This window comes from Arthrobacter sp. C152, assembly GCF_054890965.1.
Genome location: NZ_JBTZSU010000008.1, coordinates 84,146 through 105,762, shown reverse-complemented (window position 1 = coordinate 105,762; position 21,617 = coordinate 84,146). Strand labels below are relative to the sequence as shown.

General features: G+C 68.1%; 19 protein-coding genes. 7 read left to right on the top strand and 12 right to left on the bottom strand.

Annotated elements, in window-relative coordinates; genetic code table 11:
* The first annotated feature begins 15 nt into the window (after positions 1-15).
* Positions 16-684 (top strand): acVLRF1 family peptidyl-tRNA hydrolase, encoded by a 669-nt coding sequence (locus ACYSM9_RS08320; RefSeq protein ID WP_461856504.1) that lies wholly within the window; start codon positions 16-18, stop codon positions 682-684.
* 48 nt (positions 685-732) lie between these two features.
* Here ACYSM9_RS08320 and ACYSM9_RS08315 read toward each other — a convergent pair whose 3' ends face one another.
* Both ACYSM9_RS08315 and aspS read right to left on the bottom strand, forming a co-directional pair.
* On the bottom strand, positions 733-1,476 hold the full coding sequence (locus ACYSM9_RS08315) for a GNAT family N-acetyltransferase (RefSeq protein ID WP_461856575.1): 744 nt from the start codon (positions 1,474-1,476) through the stop codon (positions 733-735).
* A 138-nt stretch (positions 1,477-1,614) separates the two neighbouring features.
* On the bottom strand, positions 1,615-3,411 hold the full coding sequence (gene aspS, locus ACYSM9_RS08310; RefSeq protein ID WP_461856503.1) for an aspartate--tRNA ligase: 1,797 nt from the start codon (positions 3,409-3,411) through the stop codon (positions 1,615-1,617).
* 97 nt (positions 3,412-3,508) lie between these two features.
* Between aspS and ACYSM9_RS08305 the strand changes: the two genes are divergently transcribed.
* Complete coding sequence (locus ACYSM9_RS08305; RefSeq protein ID WP_461856502.1) at positions 3,509-4,762, top strand: APC family permease; 1,254 nt, start codon at positions 3,509-3,511, stop codon at positions 4,760-4,762.
* Here ACYSM9_RS08305 and hisS read toward each other — a convergent pair.
* Positions 4,759-6,129 carry a histidine--tRNA ligase gene (gene hisS / locus ACYSM9_RS08300; RefSeq protein ID WP_461856501.1) on the bottom strand — a complete coding sequence of 457 codons (1,371 nt, stop codon included), beginning with the start codon at positions 6,127-6,129 and terminating at the stop codon, positions 4,759-4,761. The two genes, ACYSM9_RS08305 and hisS, sit on opposite strands and share 4 nt — an antisense overlap.
* Before the next feature lie 218 nt (positions 6,130-6,347).
* Between hisS and ACYSM9_RS08295 the strand changes: the two genes are divergently transcribed.
* From ACYSM9_RS08295 to ACYSM9_RS08285, 3 genes are all read left to right on the top strand, one after another.
* Complete coding sequence (locus ACYSM9_RS08295; RefSeq protein WP_461856500.1) at positions 6,348-7,166, top strand: peptidylprolyl isomerase; 819 nt, start codon at positions 6,348-6,350, stop codon at positions 7,164-7,166.
* Between the two features lie 67 nt (positions 7,167-7,233).
* The gene (locus tag ACYSM9_RS08290) at positions 7,234-8,772 is read left to right on the top strand and encodes a DUF349 domain-containing protein (protein ID WP_461856499.1); all 1,539 of its coding nucleotides are present in this window, start codon (positions 7,234-7,236) and stop codon (positions 8,770-8,772) included.
* Between the two features lie 100 nt (positions 8,773-8,872).
* On the top strand, positions 8,873-9,646 hold the full coding sequence (locus ACYSM9_RS08285; protein WP_461856498.1) for a hypothetical protein: 774 nt from the start codon (positions 8,873-8,875) through the stop codon (positions 9,644-9,646).
* On the opposite strand, the gene ACYSM9_RS08280 is transcribed toward ACYSM9_RS08285, so the two are convergent.
* From ACYSM9_RS08280 to pdxT, 9 genes are all read right to left on the bottom strand, one after another.
* A complete protein-coding gene (locus tag ACYSM9_RS08280) occupies positions 9,527-11,917 on the bottom strand; it encodes a RelA/SpoT family protein (RefSeq protein ID WP_461856497.1) in 2,391 nt (796 codons plus the stop codon). The two genes, ACYSM9_RS08285 and ACYSM9_RS08280, sit on opposite strands and share 120 nt — an antisense overlap.
* A gap of 160 nt (positions 11,918-12,077) precedes the next feature.
* Positions 12,078-13,094, bottom strand: a complete 1,017-nt coding sequence (gene secF / locus ACYSM9_RS08275; protein ID WP_461856496.1) for a protein translocase subunit SecF — start codon at positions 13,092-13,094, stop codon at positions 12,078-12,080.
* The gene (gene secD / locus ACYSM9_RS08270; protein WP_461856495.1) at positions 13,094-14,851 is read right to left on the bottom strand and encodes a protein translocase subunit SecD; all 1,758 of its coding nucleotides are present in this window, start codon (positions 14,849-14,851) and stop codon (positions 13,094-13,096) included. Before secD ends, secF begins: the two co-directional genes overlap by 1 nt.
* Positions 14,852-14,950: 99 nt before the next feature.
* Positions 14,951-15,346 carry a preprotein translocase subunit YajC gene (yajC, locus tag ACYSM9_RS08265; RefSeq protein ID WP_461856494.1) on the bottom strand — a complete coding sequence of 132 codons (396 nt, stop codon included), beginning with the start codon at positions 15,344-15,346 and terminating at the stop codon, positions 14,951-14,953.
* A gap of 201 nt (positions 15,347-15,547) precedes the next feature.
* Positions 15,548-16,633 carry a Holliday junction branch migration DNA helicase RuvB gene (gene ruvB, locus ACYSM9_RS08260; protein WP_461856493.1) on the bottom strand — a complete coding sequence of 362 codons (1,086 nt, stop codon included), beginning with the start codon at positions 16,631-16,633 and terminating at the stop codon, positions 15,548-15,550.
* Positions 16,626-17,270, bottom strand: a complete 645-nt coding sequence (ruvA, locus tag ACYSM9_RS08255) for a Holliday junction branch migration protein RuvA (protein ID WP_461856492.1) — start codon at positions 17,268-17,270, stop codon at positions 16,626-16,628. Before ruvA ends, ruvB begins: the two co-directional genes overlap by 8 nt.
* Before the next feature lie 88 nt (positions 17,271-17,358).
* Positions 17,359-17,937, bottom strand: a complete 579-nt coding sequence (gene ruvC / locus ACYSM9_RS08250; protein WP_461856491.1) for a crossover junction endodeoxyribonuclease RuvC — start codon at positions 17,935-17,937, stop codon at positions 17,359-17,361.
* Positions 17,938-18,005: 68 nt separating this feature from the next.
* Positions 18,006-18,761, bottom strand: a complete 756-nt coding sequence (locus ACYSM9_RS08245) for a YebC/PmpR family DNA-binding transcriptional regulator (protein WP_461856490.1) — start codon at positions 18,759-18,761, stop codon at positions 18,006-18,008.
* A gap of 3 nt (positions 18,762-18,764) precedes the next feature.
* Entirely contained in the window at positions 18,765-19,475 is a 711-nt protein-coding gene (gene pdxT, locus ACYSM9_RS08240; RefSeq protein ID WP_461856489.1) for a pyridoxal 5'-phosphate synthase glutaminase subunit PdxT, read from the bottom strand.
* 92 nt (positions 19,476-19,567) lie between these two features.
* On the opposite strand from pdxT, the gene ACYSM9_RS08235 reads away from it, so the two are divergent.
* A complete protein-coding gene (locus ACYSM9_RS08235) occupies positions 19,568-20,860 on the top strand; it encodes a MurT ligase domain-containing protein (protein ID WP_461856574.1) in 1,293 nt (430 codons plus the stop codon).
* Complete coding sequence (locus ACYSM9_RS08230) at positions 20,857-21,609, top strand: type 1 glutamine amidotransferase (RefSeq protein ID WP_461856488.1); 753 nt, start codon at positions 20,857-20,859, stop codon at positions 21,607-21,609. The genes ACYSM9_RS08235 and ACYSM9_RS08230 overlap by 4 nt, the downstream gene beginning before the upstream one ends.
* Positions 21,610-21,617: the final 8 nt, after the last annotated feature.

Below are 21,617 nucleotides of genomic sequence, written 5' to 3'. Positions count from 1 at the left end.
AGCGAAGGATCGCCCATGCCCGCCACTGATTCCGCCGGCGGCCCGCCGTCCGTCCGGACGGCGTTCGTGCCCGGGGCCCGGCTGGAGGGCTGGGCAGGGCGGTTTGCCGCGTCCCATGGTGGTTACCGGCTGCAGGATGACGACGACGGCCTCCGCCTTCTTGCAACGGACGGCACCGTCGCGCTGCTGCAGTCGCCGTGGCCTACAGACGGGCGGCCGGGACGGGGCACCGGTCCATTGGAGCGCCTGGCGGCCCTCGCGTCCCAGCCGCGCCGACTGGGACTGCTGCTGGTGCGGCGGGGCGGCTACGGCATCGGCGTGGCAACCGAGGGCACGCTGCTGGCGTCGAAAGCGGGCACACGGTACGTCCAGCCGCGCACCGCCGCGGGCGGACAGTCCCAGCAGCGTTTCGCCCGGCGCCGTTCCAACCAGGCGGACGCCCTGGTGGCGGCTGTGGCTGGGCAGGCAGCTGAGGTGTTCGGTGGTGCGGCGTTCGAGTACGTGGTGCCAGGCGGCGACAGGGCCCTGGCTGACCTTGTCCTCCAGCAACCTCCCCTGCGCCCATATGCCCAACTGCCCCGCCTCGCCTATCTCGACGTACCGGAGCCCAGGGCGGCCATCTTGAAGAAGGCCGCAACGGACGCGTGCGCGGTGCGGGTCACCATTACGGACCCGGGCAGGTAGGTGCCGCTTCTGTCCGCCACTCATTTTCCTGCCGCGCGGACGCGCCGTTCAGCAGCCAATCAAGGCCCGGCGGGGACGCTCCTGCCGGTACAGATAGCGGCCCGCTTCCGTGAACCCGGCCTTGGCGTACAGGTCCTGCGCCGGATGGTTCGCCGCCGTCACCAGCAGCCAGTAGCCGGACAGCCCCTGCTCGGCGCCGGCGTTCAGCAGGGCCCGGAGGATGGCCGTGCCGTAGCCCCGGCGGCGCTCCCCCGGCAGGGTGGCCATGCAGTACAGGCCGCCGTGCGTGCCGCCGGCGGGGACGGCGAGGCGGCCGACGGCGGCGGGCAGCCCGTCCCCGCCGCGCACCAGCGCGTACATCGCGGGACAGCCCGCCAGGATATCGCGGGCCGTTGCCAGGGCGTCCGGTCCGCCGCGGCCGTCCACGTCCCACCAAACCCGCAGCCAGTCGGCGGTAGGTTCCCGGGAAATCTCCACTGCCGGGTTCTCAGCTGTTCCGGCCAGCGGTCCGCGGGTCATCACCAACGTTTCGGCCTGCCTGGTGAACCCCTCGGCGTCGAGCAGGTCGTTGAGGCCGGCAGCATGCTGCCCCTCGAAGACCTGGAAGATCACGGGCAGCCGGCGGCTGCGGTACCAGGCGCGGGCTTCGCGCAGCTGTGCCAGCTGCAGGGCCGGGTCCCCGCTGGTGGTGCGCGGCCAGATGGAATTGGCTCGCTGGGTGACGCCTGCGGCCGCCCGCAGCGTCCAGCCGCCGACATCCTGGCGGTCCAGTGCGGGCCACGCTGCGTCCATGGCGGCTTCAAGGCCCACGGGGGCGGGTTGGTGCTGGCACGGTGTGGTCACGGGGTTGTTCCTTTCTTAACGACAGGAGGTCCCCCGGGCGGACCGGGGAACCTCCAATGTCTACGGCCTGGGGCCACTAGCCGTGCACTACTGCTTGTCTTCGGGCTTCTTCACTTCCGGCTTCTTGGCCTCGGGCTTGAAGTCCACGCCGGCTTCCTTGCGCTGCTGCGGCGTGATGGGTGCCGGGGCCTCCGTCAGGGGGTCGTGGCCGCCACCGGACTTCGGGAAGGCGATCACGTCGCGGATGGACTCCACGCCCGCCAGCAAAGACACCACGCGGTCCCAGCCGAAAGCGATTCCGCCGTGCGGCGGGGCGCCGTACTTGAAACCTTCAAGCAGGAAGCCGAACTTGGTCTGGGCGTCCTGCTTGTCCAGGCCCATCAGCTCAAAGACGCGCTCCTGCACGTCCCGCTGGTGGATACGGATGGAGCCGCCGCCGATTTCGTTGCCGTTGCACACGATGTCGTAGGCGTAGGACAGCGCCGACTCCGGGTCCTTGTCGAACGTGTCAAGGAACTCGGGCTTGGGCGAGGTGAAGGCGTGGTGCACGGCGGTCCACTGTCCTGCCCCCACGGCGACGTCGCCGGAGGCGACGGCGGCAGCGGCGGGCTCGAACATGGGCGCGTCGACGACCCAGCAGAATGCCCAGGCGGTGGGGTCGATCAGGCCGGTCCGGTGGCCGATCTCCACGCGGGCAGCGCCAAGGAGTGCACGGGAAGGGGTCTTCTCGCCGGCGGCGAAGAAGATGCAGTCACCGGGCTTGGCGCCCACGGCGTCGGCCAGGCCGGCGCGTTCGATGTCCGTAAGGTTCTTGGCGACCGGTCCGGCAAGCTCGCCGTCTTCCTTGTAGAGGACGTAGGCCAGGCCCTTCGCACCGCGCTGCTTGGCCCATTCCTGCCAGGCGTCCAGGGCGCGGCGTGCCTGCGAGGCACCCCCGGGCATGACGACGGCACCCACGTAGGGCGCCTTGAAGACGCCGAAATTGGTGTCCTTGAAGAAGTCGGTCAGCTCGGTCAGCTCCTGGCCGAAGCGCAGGTCCGGCTTGTCGGAGCCGTAGCGGGCCATGGCGTCGGCATAGGTGATCCGCTGGATGGGCGTGGGGATGTCCACGCCGATGAGCTGCCAGACAGCCTTGACGATGTTTTCGCCGAGCCGGATGATGTCGTCCTGGTCCACGAAGCTGGCCTCGATGTCCAGCTGCGTGAATTCGGGCTGGCGGTCCGCGCGGAAGTCCTCGTCCCGGTAGCAGCGGGCGATCTGGTAGTACTTCTCGAAGCCGCCCACCTGCAGCAGCTGCTTGAACAGCTGCGGGGACTGCGGAAGCGCGTACCAGGAACCCGGCGCCAGGCGGGCCGGAACCAGGAAGTCACGGGCGCCTTCCGGCGTCGACCGCGTCAGCGTGGGAGTCTCGATCTCGACGAAGCCCTCATGGTGCAGCAATTCGCGGGCCACGCGGTTGGCCTCGGAGCGAAGGCGCAGGTTCCGGCTGGGACCGGGACGGCGAAGGTCCAGGTAGCGGTGCTTTAGCCGGGCTTCCTCGCCCACTTCGACGTGCTCGTCGATCTGGAACGGGAGCGGGTCCGAGGTGTTGAGGATGGTGACTTCCTCGGCAATGACCTCGATTTCGCCGGTGGCCAGGGCCGGGTTTTCGTTGCCTTCCGGCCGCTTCGACACTGTCCCCTTGACCTGCAGGACGTACTCGTTGCGCAGGCCGTGGAAGACCTCTTCCTCCCGCACCACCACCTGGGAGACGCCCGAGGCGTCACGCAGGTCCACGAAGGCCACGCCACCGTGGTCACGGCGGCGGCCCACCCAGCCGGCCAGGGTTACGGTTTGTCCAATGTGCTCGGAGCGAAGGGATCCGAGGTCATGTGTGCGCAGCACAGCACGCCTTTCTGCGGGAATACAGTGGGAAGTTCAATATGATCGTTCCAGGAACGATCCCGTCCGAGTTTACCCGTTGGAAGGGGACTGCCGCCGCATGAGCGCCCAGCAGCAGCTGCAACGACGGCTTGGCACATTCGATGCCACCGCCATCGGCCTTGGTTCCATGCTGGGCGCCGGCGTCTTTGCCGTTTTCGCCCCGGCCGCCGCCCTGGCAGGGAACCTGCTGGTGGTTTCCGTTGCCCTCGCCGGGGCGGTGGCCTACTGCAACGCGGTGGCGTCAGCGGCCCTGGCAGCGAAATACCCCACCAGCGGCGGCACATATGTGTATGGCCGCAAACAGCTCGGCGAGTGGCCGGGCTTCCTGGCCGGCTGGGGCTTCGTGACCGGCAAGACGGCGTCCTGTGCCGCGATGGCGCTGACGTTTGGCAGCTACGTGGCACGCGACTTCGCAGTGCCCGTGGCAATCGCCGCCGTGCTAGGCCTCACCGGCGTCAACCTGCTGGGGATCACCCGCACGGCCCTGCTCACCCGGATCCTGCTGGCCGTGGTCCTGGCCACCCTGGTTTTCGTCGCCCTCGCCGGGGCCCTCGGCCCGCACCCTGCCACAGGGGAACCGGCAGCGCCGCAAGGCGCCGGCTGGGGCGTCCTGCCGGCCGCCGGACTGATGTTCTTCGCCTTCGCAGGCTACGCACGGATTGCCACCCTGGGTGAAGAAGTCAAAGACCCGTCCCGGTCCATCCCCCGCGCCATCCTCGCGGCCCTGGCAGCGGCCTTCGCCATCTACCTCACTCTGGCACTGCTCCTGCTGAACCATCTCGGCGGCGGACTCGCCGCCACCGGGACCCCTTTGCTGGACGCGGTCCTTCACTCAGAGCTGTCCGCCGGATCGCCGCTGGTCCAGGCCGGAGCCGCGGCAGCCTGCCTGGGCGCGCTCCTGGCACTGGTCACAGGCGTGGGACGGACCACGCTGGCGATGGCACGGGAACACGACCTGCCGAACTTCCTCGCGGCGGTGGGCGGGCGCCACACGGTTCCGTTCGCCGCGGAACTGGGCGTGGCCGCCGTCGTCATCCTGCTCCTGCTCACAACCGACGTGATGACCGTCGTGGGGTTCTCGAGCTTCGGCGTGCTGGTCTACTACGCCGTGGCGAATGCCTCCGCGTTCACCCTCGCAGCCCACCCCGCCTACGCGCCGCGCTGGCTCAACGCGGTGGGGTTCATCGGCTGCCTGGTCCTGGCGCTCACGCTGCCGCCGGGATCGGTCCTGGCCATGGCCGCGGTCCTGGGGGCGGGCGTGGCGGGACGCTGGCTGGTGCTGCGTTTCCGGCGGCACCAGCCAGGCACTTAGACGGCGGCCGCAGCCTTCCCGACCGTCGACACCTGCACCGTCAGGTCCTCGACGGGCGGCATCCAGGTTTCCGGGGCGGCCAGCACCTGTTCCCCGGTGCGGATGTCCTTGACCTGGTGCGTGCCGTCGTCGTCGGTGAACCAGACGAAGGGGATCCCCCGCTTGTCCGCGAACTTGATCTGCTTGCCGAACTTGTCCGCCTTCGCCGCCACCTCCGTGGGGATCCCCCGGCTGCGCAACAGGGCGGCCACGTCCTGGGCCGCGCCCCAGCTGTCGTCGTGGGTCAGCGCCACCAGCACGGTGGTGGGAACGGAACGGGAGGCCCTGGCCAGGTCCTGGCTGAGGATCCGGGACACCAGGCGCGTCACGCCGATGGAAAGTCCGACGCCGGGGAACTTGCGGTTGCCCTTGGATGCCAGCGCGTCGTAGCGGCCGCCGGAGCAGATGGACCCGAGCTGCTCGTGGCCCACCAGCACGGTTTCCACCACCGTGCCCGTGTAATAGTCCAGGCCGCGGGCGATGCTGAGGTCGGCCAGGACCTTTCCGGGGGCACGCTGGACGGCGGCGTCGATGACCTGTTCGAGCTCGTCCAGGCCTTCGTCGAGGAGGTCGTTGCTGACGCCCAGGGCCCGCACCTGTCCCACGAACGAGGTGTCCTCGGTGCGGATGGCCGCCAGCTGGAGCGCCTTGCGGGCCTGTTCGTCGGTTGCGCCGAGCTCGGACTTGAGCAGTTCGGCCACCTTGTCGGGACCGATTTTTTCGAGTTTGTCGATGCTGCGGAGCACCCCGGCGGTGTCGTCGAGTCCGATGCCGCGGTAGAACCCCTCGGCGAGTTTGCGGTTGTTGATGCGGAGCCGGAAGTCGGGAATCGGCAGTGCGCTGAGCGCTTCGGCGATCACCAGTGCAATCTCCACGTCGTAACGGAACGGCAGCTCGCCGTCTCCCACCACGTCGATGTCAGCCTGGGTGAATTCGCGTGCCCGACCCTCCTGCGGCCGCTCACCCCGCCACACCTTCTGGATCTGGTAGCGGCGGAACGGGAAGGCAAGGTAACCGGCGTTCTCCACAACATAGCGGGCGAAGGGGACGGTGAGGTCGAAGTGCAGGGCCAGTGCGTGGGGGTCGGCCTTGCCGCCCTTGACCGGGTTGTCGCTGTCATCTTCCTGGAGCCGGCTCAGCCCGTAGACCTCCTTGTCGATTTCACCCTTGCGCAGCAACTGGCCCACGGTTTCCACGGCGCGGGTCTCAATGGAGGCGAACCCGTGCAGTTCAAAGACCCGGCGCAGGGTGTCGAGAACATGCAGCTCCACCAGCCGCTCCTCGGGAAGCCACTCGGGGAATCCGGACAGGGAGGCGGTGCGTGCCATGGGGAAGGTTCTCCTTTGGGTGAAGAGGTGCGCCGGGGCTGCCGTTGGAGGCGCCATGGGGCTGCTGCCCGGCCAGTCATGCATAAACTATGTGCGGCAGCCAGTTTATGCGCCCATCCGCGTGCATCTCTAATGCGGCGGACGGGCGGACCCTGGCGGCCGTTATCTGCGCCCGGGGCATGCCCCGCCCGTGCGCAGTCCGACGAGAAGGAGGACCCTTGGCGGCCAGTGCACGCAGTGCCCGCGAAGCAAAGCGGCGCGTCCAGCAAATGGAGGCCAAGCGTGAGCTGCGGCGTGGCCAGGAGAAGCGGCGCAAGCGCGACAACCTTGTGGCCGCAGGCGCCGGAACCGCCGCCGTGCTGCTCGCCGTCGTCCTTCAACTCACCGCCTTCGCCGGGAACCCCACCGAAGACGAATACGCTGCAGCGCAGGCTGGCCTGACCGACCCCTCCGCCTCGGCAAGCCCGTCCGCCACCCCCTCCGCCCAGGCCACCAACGGCCCGAACATCCCGGCCGCGGATACTGCGGCCGGAAAGACGTTCACGGGTGAGCTGCTCCTGAACGGCAGCCCGCTGGGCGTGGAACTGGACGGCACCAAGGCCCCGCAAGCGGCCGCCGTCTTCAAATCCCTCAGCGATGAAGGCTATTTCAGCGGCAAGACCTGCCACCGGCTGACCACCGCCGACTCGTTCGCCGTGCTGCAGTGCGGCTCCCCCGGCGGCGACGGCCAAGGCGACCCCAACTACACCTGGGGCCCGCTGGAGAACACCCCCGCTGACAACACCTATCCCGCCGGAACCATTGCTGTGGCCCGCACAGGCAACAACGCCTACGGAAACGGGACACAGTTCTTCATTGTCTACAAGGACACCGTCATCAACCCCGACACAGCCGGGGGCTACACGGTGGTGGGCAAGGTGACCTCCGGGCTGGACGTGGTGGCCGGGATAGCCGCCGCCGGCATCACGCCGGGCAGCAGCGACACGGACGGCGCGCCAAAACAACCAGTCACGATAGACTCGTTTTCTCTGAAGTAGGAAGCCGGGCCGCGCGCGGCCTGGTGCAGAACGTGAGCAGTTCCCTCCAAGCGAAAGACTTTTAGCGGTGACAGACAGTCAGCAATCCGACGAAACAGCAACAGACCTGGCCGAAACGGCGGCGCCAGCCGCTGAAGGCGCAGGAAGCGACGCCGCAGGCACCCAGGAACCTGCAGCCCCCGAAGAGGCCGCCGCCCCGGAAACGCCGGCACCCGCTGCTGCCCCCGTGCCCGCTCCTGCTCCCGCACCGGGGCCCCGGCCGTCAGCGCCCTCCCCCGCCGCCTTCGCGTCCCGCCCGAAGCCTGCCGCTGCAGCCCCCGCGGCCGCGCCGATGCCCGCGTCGCCCAGCACGTCCGTTGCCGAGGCCGCCAAGTGGGCGCGCGTCGAAGGCGACGGCCATGTGTTCCTGGCCATCGACGGCGGTGAGCACCTCGTCGGGCAGTACCCCGGCGTCAGCGACGACGAGGCGCTGACGTACTTCGCGCGGAAATACGACGACGTGGTGGCCCAGATCGTGCTCCTTGAGCAGCGGGTCAGCTCCAAGGCGCCGAGCACCGACATGCAGAAGACCGTGACGCACCTGCGCGAACAGTTGGCCGAACGCAACATGGTGGGCGACCTCCGTGCCGCCGAAGCCAGGCTGGACAAGCTGGCCGGCCAGATCACCGAGCTTGAGAAGGCCGAAAAGGCTGAGCACGACGCTGTGCGCGCCTCCGAGCTGGCTGCCCGTGAAGCGATCGTCGCCGAGGCCGAGCAGATCTCCGGGCAGGACCCGGCGCAGACGCAGTGGAAGACCTCCAGCGCCCGCATGAACGAGCTGTTCGAGAACTGGAAAGCTGCACAGAAGAGCGGGGTCAGGCTGGGCCGCAGCAACGAGGACGCGCTCTGGAAGCGCTTCCGGGCTGCGCGCACCGTGTTCGACCGGCACCGCCGCGCGTACTTCTCCCAGCTGGACAGCAACAACTCCGCCGCCAAGGCTGCCAAGGAAAAGCTGATCGCAGAGGCCGAGGCCCTGTCCACGTCGACCGACTGGGGCTTCGCCGCCGGCGAGTACCGCCGGCTCATGGACCAGTGGAAGGCATCTCCACGTGCCAGCCGCAAGGACGACGACGCGCTCTGGGCACGGTTCCGCGCCGCGCAGGACGTCTTCTTCACGTCCCGGCAGGCCGCGAACGACGAGATCGACCAGGAATACGCCGCGAACCTCACGGTTAAGGAAGCACTCCTTGCCGAGGCCAACGAGATCCTGCCCGTGACGGACCTGTCCGCCGCGAAGAAGGCGCTGCAGTCCATCCGCGACCGGTGGGAGGAAGCCGGAAAGGTGCCGCGCGCGGACATGGGCCGCGTCGAGGCCGGCCTGCGGAAGGTCGAGGACGCTGTCCGGCACGCCGAGGAAGAGCAGTGGCAGCGGTCCAACCCGGAACGCAAGGCCCGCACCAACAGTGCGCTCTCCCAGCTGGAGTCCGCGATCGCGGGCCTGCAGGATGACCTTGCCAAGGCCGAGCAGAGCGGTGACCAGCGCAAGATCAAGACCGCCCGGGAAGCCCTCGAGGCGCGCCAGGCCTGGCTTGACCAGATCCAGCGGTCGGCCAGCGAACTGACGTAGCTCTCCTGACCTCACGCATGGCGACAGGCCCGGTCCCGGTTATCCACATAACCGGGACCGGGCCTGTTTCTGTTGTGCCGGTCAGCGGCAGGATGGGGAGATGCCGATACCAGCCGCTTCCCCCGCCGCCCGCCCGGGCAGGGACCTGAACGGTTCCGCACCCTGCCACGGCGCGCCGGCGGCCGGCCCGGATCCTGCCCCGCCGCCACGCTTCCCCGAGCTGTACGCGCCAGGCAGCCCTTTCGCCGGCCCCGAACTCCAGTCCCTTGCAGCTGATGGCCTGCTGGCCCGCTTCCACCAGCACGGCTACACCCTCCCCGGCCTGGCAGCCTCCCCGCAGCTGAGGGCGCGGGCGGCGGCCGGCGCGGTACCGGCGGCCATCCGGCAGCGGGTTGTCGCCGGGCGGATGACAGCGGCCTGGATCTACGGCTGCGCACCGGAACCGGACCGGCTGGCACTGCTCGTGGACGCCAAGCGGAGGGTATCCAGCCTGCGCAGTACGCGCGGCTGCACCCTGCACGAGGTGAAGCTTGGGCCGTTCGACGTCGTCAGCCTCGGCGGCCTGATGGTATCCAGTCCGCTGCGGACAGCCCTGGACATCGCCCTGCACGTCGAGCCGGAACGGGCGGTGCCCGCCCTCGCGGCATTGCTGGCCCGGCCGCAGCAGGACGTCCGCCTCCGGCTCCTGGTCCGCGCCATCGAGGCTACACCCCGCGTACCGCACAAGCGGGCCGCCCTGGAGAAGCTGGGCCGGCTAGCTCCGGCGCTTGTTGCCGGTGGTGCGGTAGACGTCGAAGACGCCATCGATCCGGCGGACGGCGCTGAGGACGTGGCTCAGGTACTTGGGATCGCCCATCTCGAAGGCGAACCGTGAAATCGCCACGCGGTCCGTGGAGGTATGGACGCTGGCGGCCAGGATATTGACGTGGTTGTCCGACAGCACCCGCGTCACATCGGACAGCAGCGACTTCCGGTCCAGTGCCTCCACCTGGATTTCCACCAGGAAGACGCTGGACTGCGTCGGCGCCCAGTCCACGTCGACAATCCGGTCCGGCTGGTCCTTCAGGTCGGAGATGTTGGTGCAGTCCGTCCGGTGCACCGACACACCCGAGCCCCTGGTCACGAAGCCCAGGATGGGATCCGGCGGCACCGGGGTGCAGCAGCGTGCCAGTTTCACCCAGACGTCCCCCACGCCGCGGACCACCACACCGGAATCGGAGAACCGGGTCTTGGTGACCTGCGTGGGGATGCTGACCTCGGCGACGTCGTCGTCAGCGCTTTCGTTGGCGCCCAGGCTCTCGATGAGCTTTTCCATCACCGACTGGGCTGACGTGTGCCCGTCCCCGACGCCGGCGTACAGGCCCGAAATATCGGCGTACTTGAACTCCTCGGCGACGGCGGCCAGGGCCTCGTGGGTCATCAGGCGCTGCAGCGGAAGGTTCTGCTTGCGCATGGCGCGGGTCAGCAGCTCCTTGCCGCGGTCGATCGCCTCCTCGCGGCGTTCCTTGCTGAACCACTGGCGGATCTTGTTCCGCGCCCGGGCGCTCTTGACGAAGTGCTGCCAGTCCTGGCTGGGACCGGCGCCCTCAGCCTTGGAGGTGAAGATTTCCACCCAGTCGCCGTGGTTCAGTTCGCTGTTGAGCGGGACCAGCTTGCCGTTGACCCGGGCACCGATGGTGCGGTGCCCCACCTCGGTGTGCACGGCGTAGGCGAAGTCCACGGGGGTGGACCCTGCCGGCAGCGCCATCACTTCACCCTTGGGGGTGAACACAAAGACTTCGCGGGCGTTGATCTCGAAGCGGAGTGAATCCAGGAACTCACCGGGATCTGAGGTTTCCTGCTGCCAGTCCACCAGGGAGCGGAGCCATCCCATGTCACCGTCGCGGGGGCTGCCGGGGCCGACGGCGGTGCGGTTCGGCTGGTCCTTGTACTTCCAGTGGGCGGCCACGCCGTACTCCGCGCGGCGGTGCATCTCGTGCGTCCGGATCTGGATTTCCACGGGCTTGCCGCCCGGGCCGATCACCGTGGTGTGCAGCGACTGGTACATGTTGAACTTGGGCATCGCGATGTAGTCCTTGAACCGGCCGGGCAGCGGGTTCCAGCGCGAATGCATGGTGCCCAGGGCGGCGTAGCAGTCCCGGACGGAGTCGACCAGGACACGCACGCCCATGAGGTCGTTGATGTCGTCGAAGTCCTTGTCCCGGACGATCATCTTTTGGTAGATCGAGTAGTAGTGCTTGGGCCTGCCCGTGATCGTGGCCTTGATCCGTGCGGCGCGCAGGTCCTCCGTGATCTGGTCGCGGATGACGGCCAGGCTCTTTTCGCGCTCGGGGGTCCGGTCCCCCACCATCCGCACGATCTCTTCGTAGACCTTGGGGTACAGCGCCGCGAAGGACAGGTCCTCGAGTTCCCACTTGATGGTGTTCATGCCGAGGCGGTGGGCCAGCGGCGCGAAGATCTCCAGGGTTTCCCGGGCTTTCCGCGCTGAGGACTCCGGGGAAACAAAGCGCCAGGTGCGGGCATTGTGCAGGCGGTCGGCGAGCTTGATCATCAGGACACGGATGTCCTTGGCCATGGCGACGACCATTTTACGGACGGTCTCGGACTGGGCCGCCTCGCCGAAGCTGACCTTGTCCAGCTTGGTGACGCCGTCCACCAGCATGGCCACTTCCGGCCCGAAGTCGCGTTTCAGGTCGGCCAGCGTGTAGGGGGTGTCCTCGACGGTGTCGTGCAGCAGGGCGGCGGCCAGGGTGGTGCCGCTGAGCCCGAGTTCGGCAAGGATGGTGGCCACGGCCACCGGGTGGGTGATGTAAGGGTCCCCGCTCTTGCGCTTCTGGCCGCGGTGGCTTCGCTCGGCAACGTCGAAGGCGCGCTGGATGAGGTCGAAGTCCTCTTTGGGGTTGTTGGCCCGGACGGTGCGCAGCAGCGGTTCAAGAATGGGAGAGTACGTGGTGGTTCCGCGGCCGGTCAGCCTGGCAAGCCGGGACCGGGTGCGTTCCCGGCGGCCGGGGAACGTCGGGCGGGAGCCCGAGTTGTCGACAGGAACCAGCGACCCGGGGCGTGCGGACGACGCAACACCGGTTTGTGCACCGGCAGGACTGTTTGCACCCTCTGCCGCTGGCGCCGACGCCGAACGTTCTTCCAATGAAGCACCCCTCACCACCGTTTAATTCCTCCAGTCTATTCCCCACGGCTGCGACTTTTGTAACCGGCTCCACTGCGGCGAAGGGCCGGCCCCCGCATGATCTGCAGGGGCCGGCCCCTCGTCCGGTCCGGATGCCGGCGGTACCCCGCCGGCGGCAGGATCAGGCCTTGGCCTGAGCCGCCGGTACATTGCGTTCCGCCGTGCCGGCACGGCGCTGCTGCACCCGCTTGGCCTGCTTGACCAGCTCGGGTTCGTTCTGCCGCAGCCACGCGTACATCGGCGCAGCCACAAAAATGGTTGCTGCGGTGCCGATGAGGATTCCGACAAACAGGGCGAGCGAGAGGTCGCGCAGGGTTCCGGCGCCGAGCAGGCCGGCGCCGATGAAAAGGATGGCCCCAACGGGAAGGATAGCCACCATCATGGTGTTGATGGAACGCACCAGCGTTTGGTTCACGGCCAGGTTGACCTCCTCACCGAACGTACGGCGCGTGGAGGCGTCGATGCCGGAGGTGTTTTCCCGGATCTTGTCGAACACCACCACGGTGTCGTACAGCGAGTAGCTCAGGACGGTGAGGAACCCGATGATCGCCGAGGGCGTCACCTCGAAGTCGCTGAGGGCGTAGACACCCGCGGTGATGAACATCGTCACCGCCATGCCCGCGATGGCGGACAGCGACATCTTCCAGGTGCGGAAGTACAGGGCCATGAGCAGGGCGGCCAGGAGCACAAACACCGCCAGGCCGATCAGCGCCTGCTTGGTCACGTCGGCACCCCACGTGGGGCCGACGAACGTGGAGGTCACTTCGTTGTCGGTGACGCCGTACGCCGTGGTGAGGCCCTGCTTGATCCGCAGGGTCTCGTCGTCGGTGAGCTTGTCCGTCTGGATCCGCATGGTGTTGCCGGCCACGTTCGCCACCCGGGGAACGCTGCCCTGGACAACATCGGTGACGGCGTGCTCGCCCACCGTGGCGTCCGTGGTCCTGACGTTGGAGACCGTGAACTCGGACCCGCCGCGGAACTCGATGCCAAGGTTGAAACCGCCTTTGGCGATGGGAAGGAGGATGGACAGCGCCACCGCTGCCGCGGCGATGATGAACCAGATCTTCTTGGCCCCCACGAAGTCGTAGGAGCGCTTTCCGGTGTAGAGCTCGTTGCCGAAGCTCGCGAAGCCTGACATTACTTGTTCTCCTTCGCAGAAGTTTTCGACGAGCCGGCGAGCTGGTCCTGTTTCTCCGCCAGCCGGCGCTCGGCGATGGTCATCCGGCGCTCCGCTTCGGCCGCCGCTCCGGCGTTCTTGGCGCGGACCGGCGCTGGCCGGTCCTCCGGTGTCCGGACCCGGCCGGCGCCGCGGTACAACGGGACGGCACCCAGGCGCTCCGGGTCAAGGCCCGAGAACTTGTGGCCTTCGCCGAAGAACCTGGTGCGTGCCAGGAGCTGCAGGGTCGGGTGGGTGAACATGAACACGACGATGAGGTCGGCGATGGCCGTCAGGCCGAGGGTGAAGGCGAACCCGCGGACGTTGCCGACGGCCACGAAGTACAGGACCAGAGCGGCGAGCAGGTTGACGGCCTTGGAGGCCAGGACGGTGCGCTTGGCACGCTTCCAGCCGTTTTCGACGGCGGACACCAGCCCGCGTCCTTCGCGGAGTTCGTCGCGGATGCGCTCGAAGTAGACGATAAAGGAGTCGGCGGTCTGGCCGATGGCGACGATGATGCCTGCGACGCCGGCGAGTGAGAGCCGGTAATTTTCCGTCCAGCCGAGGATGGCGATGGCCAGGTACGTCAGGGCACCTGCCACGACCAGCGAGGCGATGGTGACGAAGCCCAGGGCACGGTACTGGAAGAGGGAGTAGACCACCACGAGCAGCAGGCCGATCAGTCCGGCCAGCAGGCCCATCCGGAGCTGCTCGCCGCCGAGGGTGGCGGAGATCTGCTGCTCGCTTTGGATGTCGAAGCTGATGGGAAGGGCGCCGAACCGCAGCTGGTCGGACAGGGCCTTGGCAGTCTGTTCGGTGAACCCGCCGGTGATCTGGGGCCGGCCGTCGGTGATGACGGCCAGGGACCGCGGCGCGGAAATGACCTGGTCGTCCAGCACGATGGCGAACTGCGACTTGGGGTCGGTGCCGGACTCGCCCCCGGCGGCCACGTAGAACTGGTTCAGGCGTTCGGTGACCTCTTTGAACTTCGCCGTACCTTCGGCGTCGAACTGGATGTTGACGGCCCAGTCATTGGTCACCGCACCCTGGGCACCCTGCTGCAGCTGGAAGGAGGACGTGACGATGTTGCTGCCTTTAACCTCCACCGGACCGAGGATGTACTTGATCGCCGGGGTCTTGGCGGTGGCGGGCTCGCAGGTCACCAGCGGCTTGGTGGGGTCCGAACGCTCGGGCTTCTCGGCGTCGGCGCTGTTGCAGTCCAGGGCCTCGAACTGCTTGTAGACGTCCGCGGTGATCCAGTTGGTGTCACTGCTGTTGGCCGGTTCGGCCGTGGGCTTGGGCAGCTGGTCGTCGGGCACCCGGGACTCGGCCGGAACTGCCGCGCCGTCACCGTTGAGCAGGACGGGACGGAAGTTCATGTCCGCTGATGCCTGGATCAGGTCGCGGGTCTGCGCCGAAGGTGTGCCGGGCAGGCTGACCACCACGTTGCGCCCCGACTGGGTACTGATTTCCGCTTCGGCGACGCCGGAGCCGTCCACGCGCTGGCGGATGATCGCCACGGCCTGGTTGAGCTGTTCCTCGGTGATGCCGGAACCGCCCTCAACCTTGGGGGCCAGGATCATCTGGGTCCCGCCTTCGAGGTCAAGGGCCAGTTTGGGTGCCCAGCTGGCCTGTCCGGCGATGGTGCCGCCGGCCAGGACGGCGGTCAGTGCCGCCAGGAGTACACCAAGCCAGACCAGGACGCGCAGCCCTGGTTTCTTGCGGCCAGTTCGTGCCATTGTCGATCTTTCTCTTAGTCGCGGAGAAACCGCCGGTGCGGGTTGCAGCCCGCGCCGGCGGTTCTCCGCACCGGTAGAGGGTAAAAGGGGCCAGCGGGCCTAGCTGTCCTTCTTGCCCTCGTCGTTGAGGCGCTTCAGGGTTTCCTCGGGAGTCTCGGGTCCGGTAACGGTGCTTCCGTCTTCCGGGGCAGTGAGCGAGGAGGCGTCGTCGGGAATGGCCGGTGCCGCCGCTGCGGGCTCTGCAGCCGGTTCGATGATCTTGGTGACGGCCTGGCGGTGGACGGTGGCGGTGTTGCCGGGGGAAAGCTCAAGGGTGACCTTGTTCTCGGCGTCGTCGATGGCCACGATCCGGCCGAACAGCCCGAAGCTGGTCATGACCTCGACGCCGGGACCGAACTTCGACTGGAGCTCCGCCTGCTGCTGCTGCGTCTTCTTGTTGCGGCGGAACATCATGAACATGAACACGCCCAGCATGACGAACAGGAGAATTGACATTAGATCCAAGGGGAATTCCGTTCCTTTACGTGCCTGGCAGATTTTCCGGCGGCGCCGGCTTCGTTTCGGCCGGGGCGGGACAGGCACGCAGGCAGGAGCCTGCCTTCCCCAGCAGCGGGGGCGGCAGGGCCACCCGCGAAACAAAGACCCGAACGTGCCGAGCGTCATACCAGTCTAAAGGGAAAAGCTGAAGGGAGCCTGCTATTGGCTGCGCGGAGCCTGCCCTGCTGCGTCGGCGGCGTCGTCGCCGGGGTCGAAAAGCTCCAGCTGCTCCTGCGCGAAGACTCCGGACGGGATGGCGTACCCCAGGTGCGTCCAGGCCGGCGCCATGGCGATCCGCCCCCGCGGGGTGCGGCCCAGCAGCCCCTCGCGGACCAGGAATGGCTCCGCCACGGTTTCGACGGTTTCGGTCTCTTCGCCGACGGCGATCGCCAGCGTCGAAAGACCGACGGGGCCGCCGCCGAACTTGGTGATCAGGGCGTCCAGGACAGCCCGGTCCAGGCGGTCCAGGCCCTTCTTGTCCACCTCATACATGTCCAGCGCGGCGGAGGCTGACCGGGCATCGATCTGCTCGACCCCGTGCACCAGCGCCCAGTCCCGCACGCGCCGCAGCAGCCGGTTGGCGATACGGGGTGTTCCCCGGGAGCGTCCGGCGATTTCGGCGAACCCGGCAGAATTCACCTTCAGGTCCAGCAGGCCCGCGGAACGGCGCAGGACCAGCTCAAGCTCCGCCACCGAATAGAACTCCAGGTGCCCGGTAAAGCCGAAGCGGTCGCGCAGCGGACCGGGCAGCAGGCCGGCGCGGGTGGTGGCACCGACCAGGGTGAAGGGGGGAAGCTCCAGCGGGATGGCGGTGGCGCCGGCGCCCTTGCCCACCACGATGTCCACGCGGAAGTCCTCCATGGCCATGTACAGCATCTCTTCGGCCGGCCGGGACATGCGGTGGATTTCGTCGAGGAACAGGACTTCGCCCTCGGACAGGGAGGAGAGGATGGCGGCGAGGTCGCCGGCGTGCTGGATGGCGGGCCCGCTGCTGAGCCGGAGCGGCGCGTTCATCTCCGCGGCCACGATCATGGCCAGGGTGGTCTTGCCCAGGCCCGGGGGGCCGGAGAACAGCACATGGTCGGCCGTGCGGCCGCGCATTTTCGATGCCTGCAGGACCAGGGACAGCTGCTTGCGGACCCGGTGCTGGCCCACGAAGTCGTCCAGGTTCTTCGGGCGGAGGGCGGCCTCGATGGCCCGTTCCTCCGGCTCCTCCCCCGCAGCCACCAATGACGGTTCAGCCACGGCTGCCTACGCGGTTGCCGGCCCGGGCGCCGTCCTGGCCGAGCCAGCGGAGCGTGGTCCGCAGGATCTCGGGAACATTGCCGCGGAAGGAGACCTCGGGGTCCTCCGCCAAGGCCTTGTCGATGCTGGATGAGGCGTCCTTCTCCGACCAGCCCAGGCTGGTCATGGCGGCCACCACCTGCGGCTTCCAGGCGGCCTCCGCGGCGGTCGGGGCCGCCCCGGCGGCTGCCGTGCCATGCGGGACGAGCTTTCCTGCCAGTTCCAAGACAATACGGCCGGCGACCTTGGGGCCGATGCCGGGGACCTTGGTGAAGGTCTTGCTGTCCCCGGTGTGCGCCGCGACGCGGATGGCCTCGGGGTCGTGGACGGCCAGGACGGCCAGGGCCAGGCGCGGCCCGACGCCGCTCACGCTGAGCAGCACGTCAAAGACTTCGCGCTCGTCATCGGAGGCGAACCCGAAAAGGGTGAGCGAGTCCTCCCGGACAATCAGGGACGTGAACAGCTGTCCCTCCTCGCCCACGCGCAGGCGGCTGAGCGTCTGCGGGGTGGCATTCACGCTCATCCCTGCGCCGTTGAGGTCGATCACGGCCGTGGACAGGCCAACGTGGGCTACGGTTCCGCGGAGGAAACTGATCAAGGCCGGGCTCCCGATGTACCGCCGGCCCCGAGACAGGGACCGGCTATCCGAACATATCTACGAATACCCTAGCAAGCGGCAGGGACATTCACCGTGCGCGGCGCGCCTTGGCCTCCGCCTCCGCCCACGCGCGCTGGGCGGGCGTCAGGGACGAACTGCCGGGCCCCGTGGTGGCCACGGCGGCCCCGCTTCCCGCCCGCCAGGCGTGCGTGATGGCCAGCGCCAGGGCGTCGGCGGCGTCCGCCGGGCGGGGCGGGGCATCGAGGCGGAGAATCTTGGTGACCAGTTTGGTCACGGCATCCTTGTTGGAGGAGCCGCTGCCGGTGACAGCGGCCTTGACTTCCGACGGCGTGTGCAACGCCACCGGGATCCCGCGGCGGGCGGCCGCGGCGATCACCACGCCGGACGCCTGGGCCACACCCATCACGGTGCTGACGTTCAGTTGCGAGAAGACGCGTTCGACGGCGAGCACCTCGGGTTCGAACCGGTCCAGCCAGTCGTCAATTGCCGTGGCGATGACCAGCAGCCGCTGGTCCAGGGTTTCGTCCGGGGAGGTGCCCACCACTCCGACTGCCACCATGGTGGCCCGGCGGTTCCGTTCGACGTCCACGACGCCGATGCCGCACCGGGTCAGGCCGGGGTCCACCCCCAGGACACGGAGCGTCACGGACTATCCACTGCGGCGCGCGCCCGGTGGGTGGGCTCCCGGACCGGTTCAGCAGCCAAGGCGGGACGTCACTCGGATTCCAGGGCCGCCTGGACCTCGTCGCTGAAGTCCGCGTTGCTGTAGACGTTCTGGACGTCGTCGAGGTCTTCCAGCGCATCGGCGAGCTTCATGAACTTGCGTGCACCGTCGACGTCCAGTTCCACCTGCATGGACGGCACGAACTCCACCTCGTCGGTGTCGTATTCGATGCCCGCTTCCTTCAGTGCTTCCCGGATGGCCGGCAGGTCGCCCGGCTCGGAGTGGATCTCGAAGGTCTCGCCGTTGTCCTTGACTTCCTCGGCACCGGCGTCCAGGACGGCCATCAGGACGTCGTCCTCGGCCAGGCCGTTCTTGGGCAGGTTTACCACGCCCTTGCGGGTGAAGAGGTAGCTGACGGAACCCGGGTCGGCGATGGTGCCGCCGTTGCGGGAGATGGCCAGCCGGACTTCGGAGGCCGCCCGGTTTTTGTTGTCCGTAAGGCACTCGATCAGCAGGGCCGAGCCCTGGGGGCCGCGGGCCTCGTACATGATCTCGGTGTAGTCGATCACTTCACCGGTCAGGCCGGCGCCGCGCTTGATGGCGCGGTCGATGTTGTCGTTGGGAACCGAGGTCTTCTTGGCCTTGGTCACCGCCAGTTCCAGGCCGGGGTTGCCGGCGAGGTCAGGCCCGCCCATGCGGGCGGCGACTTCGATGTTCTTGATCAGCTTGGCGAACGACTTTGCACGCCTGGCGTCGATGACGGCTTTCTTGTGCTTGGTCGTCGCCCATTTGGAGTGGCCTGACATGCTTTACGCTTCTCCTCTGATCATGCGGATAAAAAGTTCGTGTACGCGTTTCTCGCCGGTCACTTCCGGATGGAAGGAGGTGGCCAGCAGCTGGCCCGAACGCACTGCGACAATTCTAGCCGCCCCGGGCAGCGGGACAGCGTGGGACGCGTGTTCCGGGTCCGCCGGTTCCACCTGCGCGAGGACCTCGACGCCGGGGCCCACCCGCTCAACCCACGGGCCGCGGATGAAGACGGCGTGGACCGGCGCGACACCGGACTCGGTGGCACTGAACTCCAGCCCCTTGAAATCCAGGTCCGTTTCAAAGGACTCGCGCTGGCGGCCGAACGCGTTCCGGCGCACCGTGATGTCCAGGCCGCCGAAGGTCTGCTGCGGGGCGCCGGACAGATCGGTCGCCGGGTCGGCGATATCCGCTGCCAGCAGGATCATTCCGGCGCAGGAACCGTAGACCGGAAGGCCCTCGTGGATGCGCTTGCGCAGCGGCTCGGCAAGGTCGAAGGCGCGGGCCAGCTTGTCGATGGCTGTCGACTCGCCGCCGGGAATGATGAGCCCGTCCAGTCCGTCGAGCTCGGCAGGCCGGCGTACGCCAACCGCTTCGGCCCCGCTCCCGGCCGCCGCCCGGAGGTGCTCGCGGAAATCGCCCTGAAGCGCAAGGACACCGATCCGCAGGCCTGAGCCCGGGCGCGCGGGAGCTGCTGAAGGGAAGTTTGTCATTCCTCCAGCATACGTGCGCAGTTCCCCGGCCCGGATTCCGCCTGCCACGACCGCGCAGGGGTTGCATGCCGTTGCTGGGATATATTCAAAACATGGTCTTCTTCAGTGTCCCGCTCGGCAAGCTGGTCCGCAGGGTGTCGCGGCTCCGGGGCGGCGGGTCTGCCCTGCCCGGCCTGGTGGTCGAGAAAATCGACCCGGGTTTCATGCGGCGCACCCTGAGCACGCTCCCCCACGGCGTGGCCGTGGTCAGTGGAACGAACGGCAAGACCACCACTACCAAAATGGTGGTGGAACTGCTCGAAAGCCAGGGCCTGAAGGTCTTCACCAACCGCACCGGCAGCAACTTCACCAGGGGTGTGGCGGCAGCCCTCCTGGGCGAGGTCGACTGGCGCGGAAGGCTTGATGCGGACGTCGCGGTCCTGGAACTCGATGAAGCCCACGCCGTGCATTTCGTCAACAGTGTCCCGCCCCGGTACTGCCTGCTCCTGAATGTGCTGCGCGACCAGCTGGACCGGTTCGGCGAGATCGACAAGACTGCACAACTCCTCCAGCACATCGCTGCCAAGACCACAGGGACGGTGGTGCTGAACCGCGAGGATCCGCGGGTGGCCAGGATCGCCGACACCCTCACCGGGCAGGACGTCAAGTACTTCGGCCTCGACGAAGCGCTGCTCGGGACGTTCCCCAACGACGATGACATGCGCGCCGCTCCCGGCAGCCCCACCCCGGCGGGCCTGCCGGAAAAGCCGCGGGCCGACGTCGTACTTCGCTCCGTGGGCGCGGACAGCGCCGAGTTTGAGTACGACGGCGGCACCGTCAGTACCGCGATGAAGCTGCGCGGCGTGTACAACATCTTCAACGCCGCGGCCGCCCTGACGCTGGCGCGGAGCATCTGCGGCGCAGGCGCCGCCGCCGCAGACCACGAGACGCTGCTGCAGGCACTGTCGCAGGTTGCCCCGGCGTTCGGGCGCGGGGAAAGCCTCACGGTGGAAGGCCAGCCGCTGGACCTGGTGCTGGTGAAGAACCCCAGCGGCTTCCGGCTGGGACTGAAGTCCTTTCCCCCCACCGGTTACGCCACCATGATCGCCATCAACGACAACTACGCCGACGGGCGGGACATGTCCTGGCTCTGGGACGTGGAATTCGATTCCCTTCGGGACGCCGGAGTCGACGTGCTGACCGGATCCCGGGCCTATGACATGGCACTGCGCCTGCAGTACGACGACGTGCGGGTCGGCGCCGTGCAGCCGGAGATCGCCCCGGCCCTGGCGGCCTTCATCCGGGAAGGCCAGGGCAGGCCCAAGCGGATCTTCTGCACCTACACGGCGATGCTGGCCATCCGCCGCGAACTGTCCAAAATCATCACCGTGGAGGTTGTCTCGTGAACCCGGCAGGAGCCGCAACGGCGGAACAGTCCAAAGGCACACTCCGTGTGGTGCAGCTGTATCCGCGGGACATGAACATCTACGGCGACTGGGGCAACGCCCTGGTCCTGCAGCGCCGGATTGCCTGGCATGGCTACACGCCGGAACTGCTGGAATACAACGTGGGCGATCCCTTCCCGGACGGCGTGGACATCATTGTCGGCGGCGGCGGGCAGGACAGCGGGCAGCTCGTTATCCAGGACGACCTGCAGGCGCGGGCCGGGGTCCTCAAGGACCTCGCGGAGGACGGGGCGCCGATGCTGCTGATCTGCGGGCTGTACCAGCTCTTCGGCCGCTTCTTCAAGACCCGCACGGGTGCGGTGATTCCGGGCATTGGGGTCCTGGACGTGGAAACCTACGGCGGGGACGAGCGGCTGATCGGCAACGTCAAGGTGGCCACCCCGGAGTTCGGCGAGGTCCTTGGCTATGAAAACCACAGCGGCCAGACCACCCTGGGAAGCGGCGTGCGTCCGCTGGGCAGCACCGCCAAGGGGACCGGCAACAACAGCAACGACGGCCATGAGGGCGCCCGCTACCGCAACATCGTGGCCAGCTACCTGCACGGCTCGCTGCTGCCGAAGAACCCGGCGATCGCCGACTTCCTGATCCGGACCGCGGCGGAGCGCAAGTTCGGCAGCTTCACTCCCGGCACCCCTGACGATTCCTTCGCCGTCCTGGCGCGCGAACACGCCGCGCGTCGTCCGCGCTGACGGTCCTT

What these genes read in the sequence shown, in the direction of transcription:
- ACYSM9_RS08320 (WP_461856504.1), top strand. Translation starts at nt 16, where the DNA reads ATGCCCGCCACTGATTCCGCCGGCGGCCCGCCGTCCGTCCGGACGGCG.
- ACYSM9_RS08315 (WP_461856575.1), bottom strand. Translation starts at nt 1,476, where the DNA reads ATGGACGCAGCGTGGCCCGCACTGGACCGCCAGGATGTCGGCGGCTGG.
- ACYSM9_RS08305 (WP_461856502.1), top strand. Translation starts at nt 3,509, where the DNA reads ATGAGCGCCCAGCAGCAGCTGCAACGACGGCTTGGCACATTCGATGCC.
- hisS (WP_461856501.1), bottom strand. Translation starts at nt 6,129, where the DNA reads ATGGCACGCACCGCCTCCCTGTCCGGATTCCCCGAGTGGCTTCCCGAG.
- ACYSM9_RS08285 (WP_461856498.1), top strand. Translation starts at nt 8,873, where the DNA reads ATGCCGATACCAGCCGCTTCCCCCGCCGCCCGCCCGGGCAGGGACCTG.
- secF (WP_461856496.1), bottom strand. Translation starts at nt 13,094, where the DNA reads ATGTCAGGCTTCGCGAGCTTCGGCAACGAGCTCTACACCGGAAAGCGC.
- secD (WP_461856495.1), bottom strand. Translation starts at nt 14,851, where the DNA reads ATGGCACGAACTGGCCGCAAGAAACCAGGGCTGCGCGTCCTGGTCTGG.
- yajC (WP_461856494.1), bottom strand. Translation starts at nt 15,346, where the DNA reads ATGTCAATTCTCCTGTTCGTCATGCTGGGCGTGTTCATGTTCATGATG.
- ACYSM9_RS08245 (WP_461856490.1), bottom strand. Translation starts at nt 18,761, where the DNA reads ATGTCAGGCCACTCCAAATGGGCGACGACCAAGCACAAGAAAGCCGTC.
- pdxT (WP_461856489.1), bottom strand. Translation starts at nt 19,475, where the DNA reads ATGACAAACTTCCCTTCAGCAGCTCCCGCGCGCCCGGGCTCAGGCCTG.
- ACYSM9_RS08235 (WP_461856574.1), top strand. Translation starts at nt 19,568, where the DNA reads ATGGTCTTCTTCAGTGTCCCGCTCGGCAAGCTGGTCCGCAGGGTGTCG.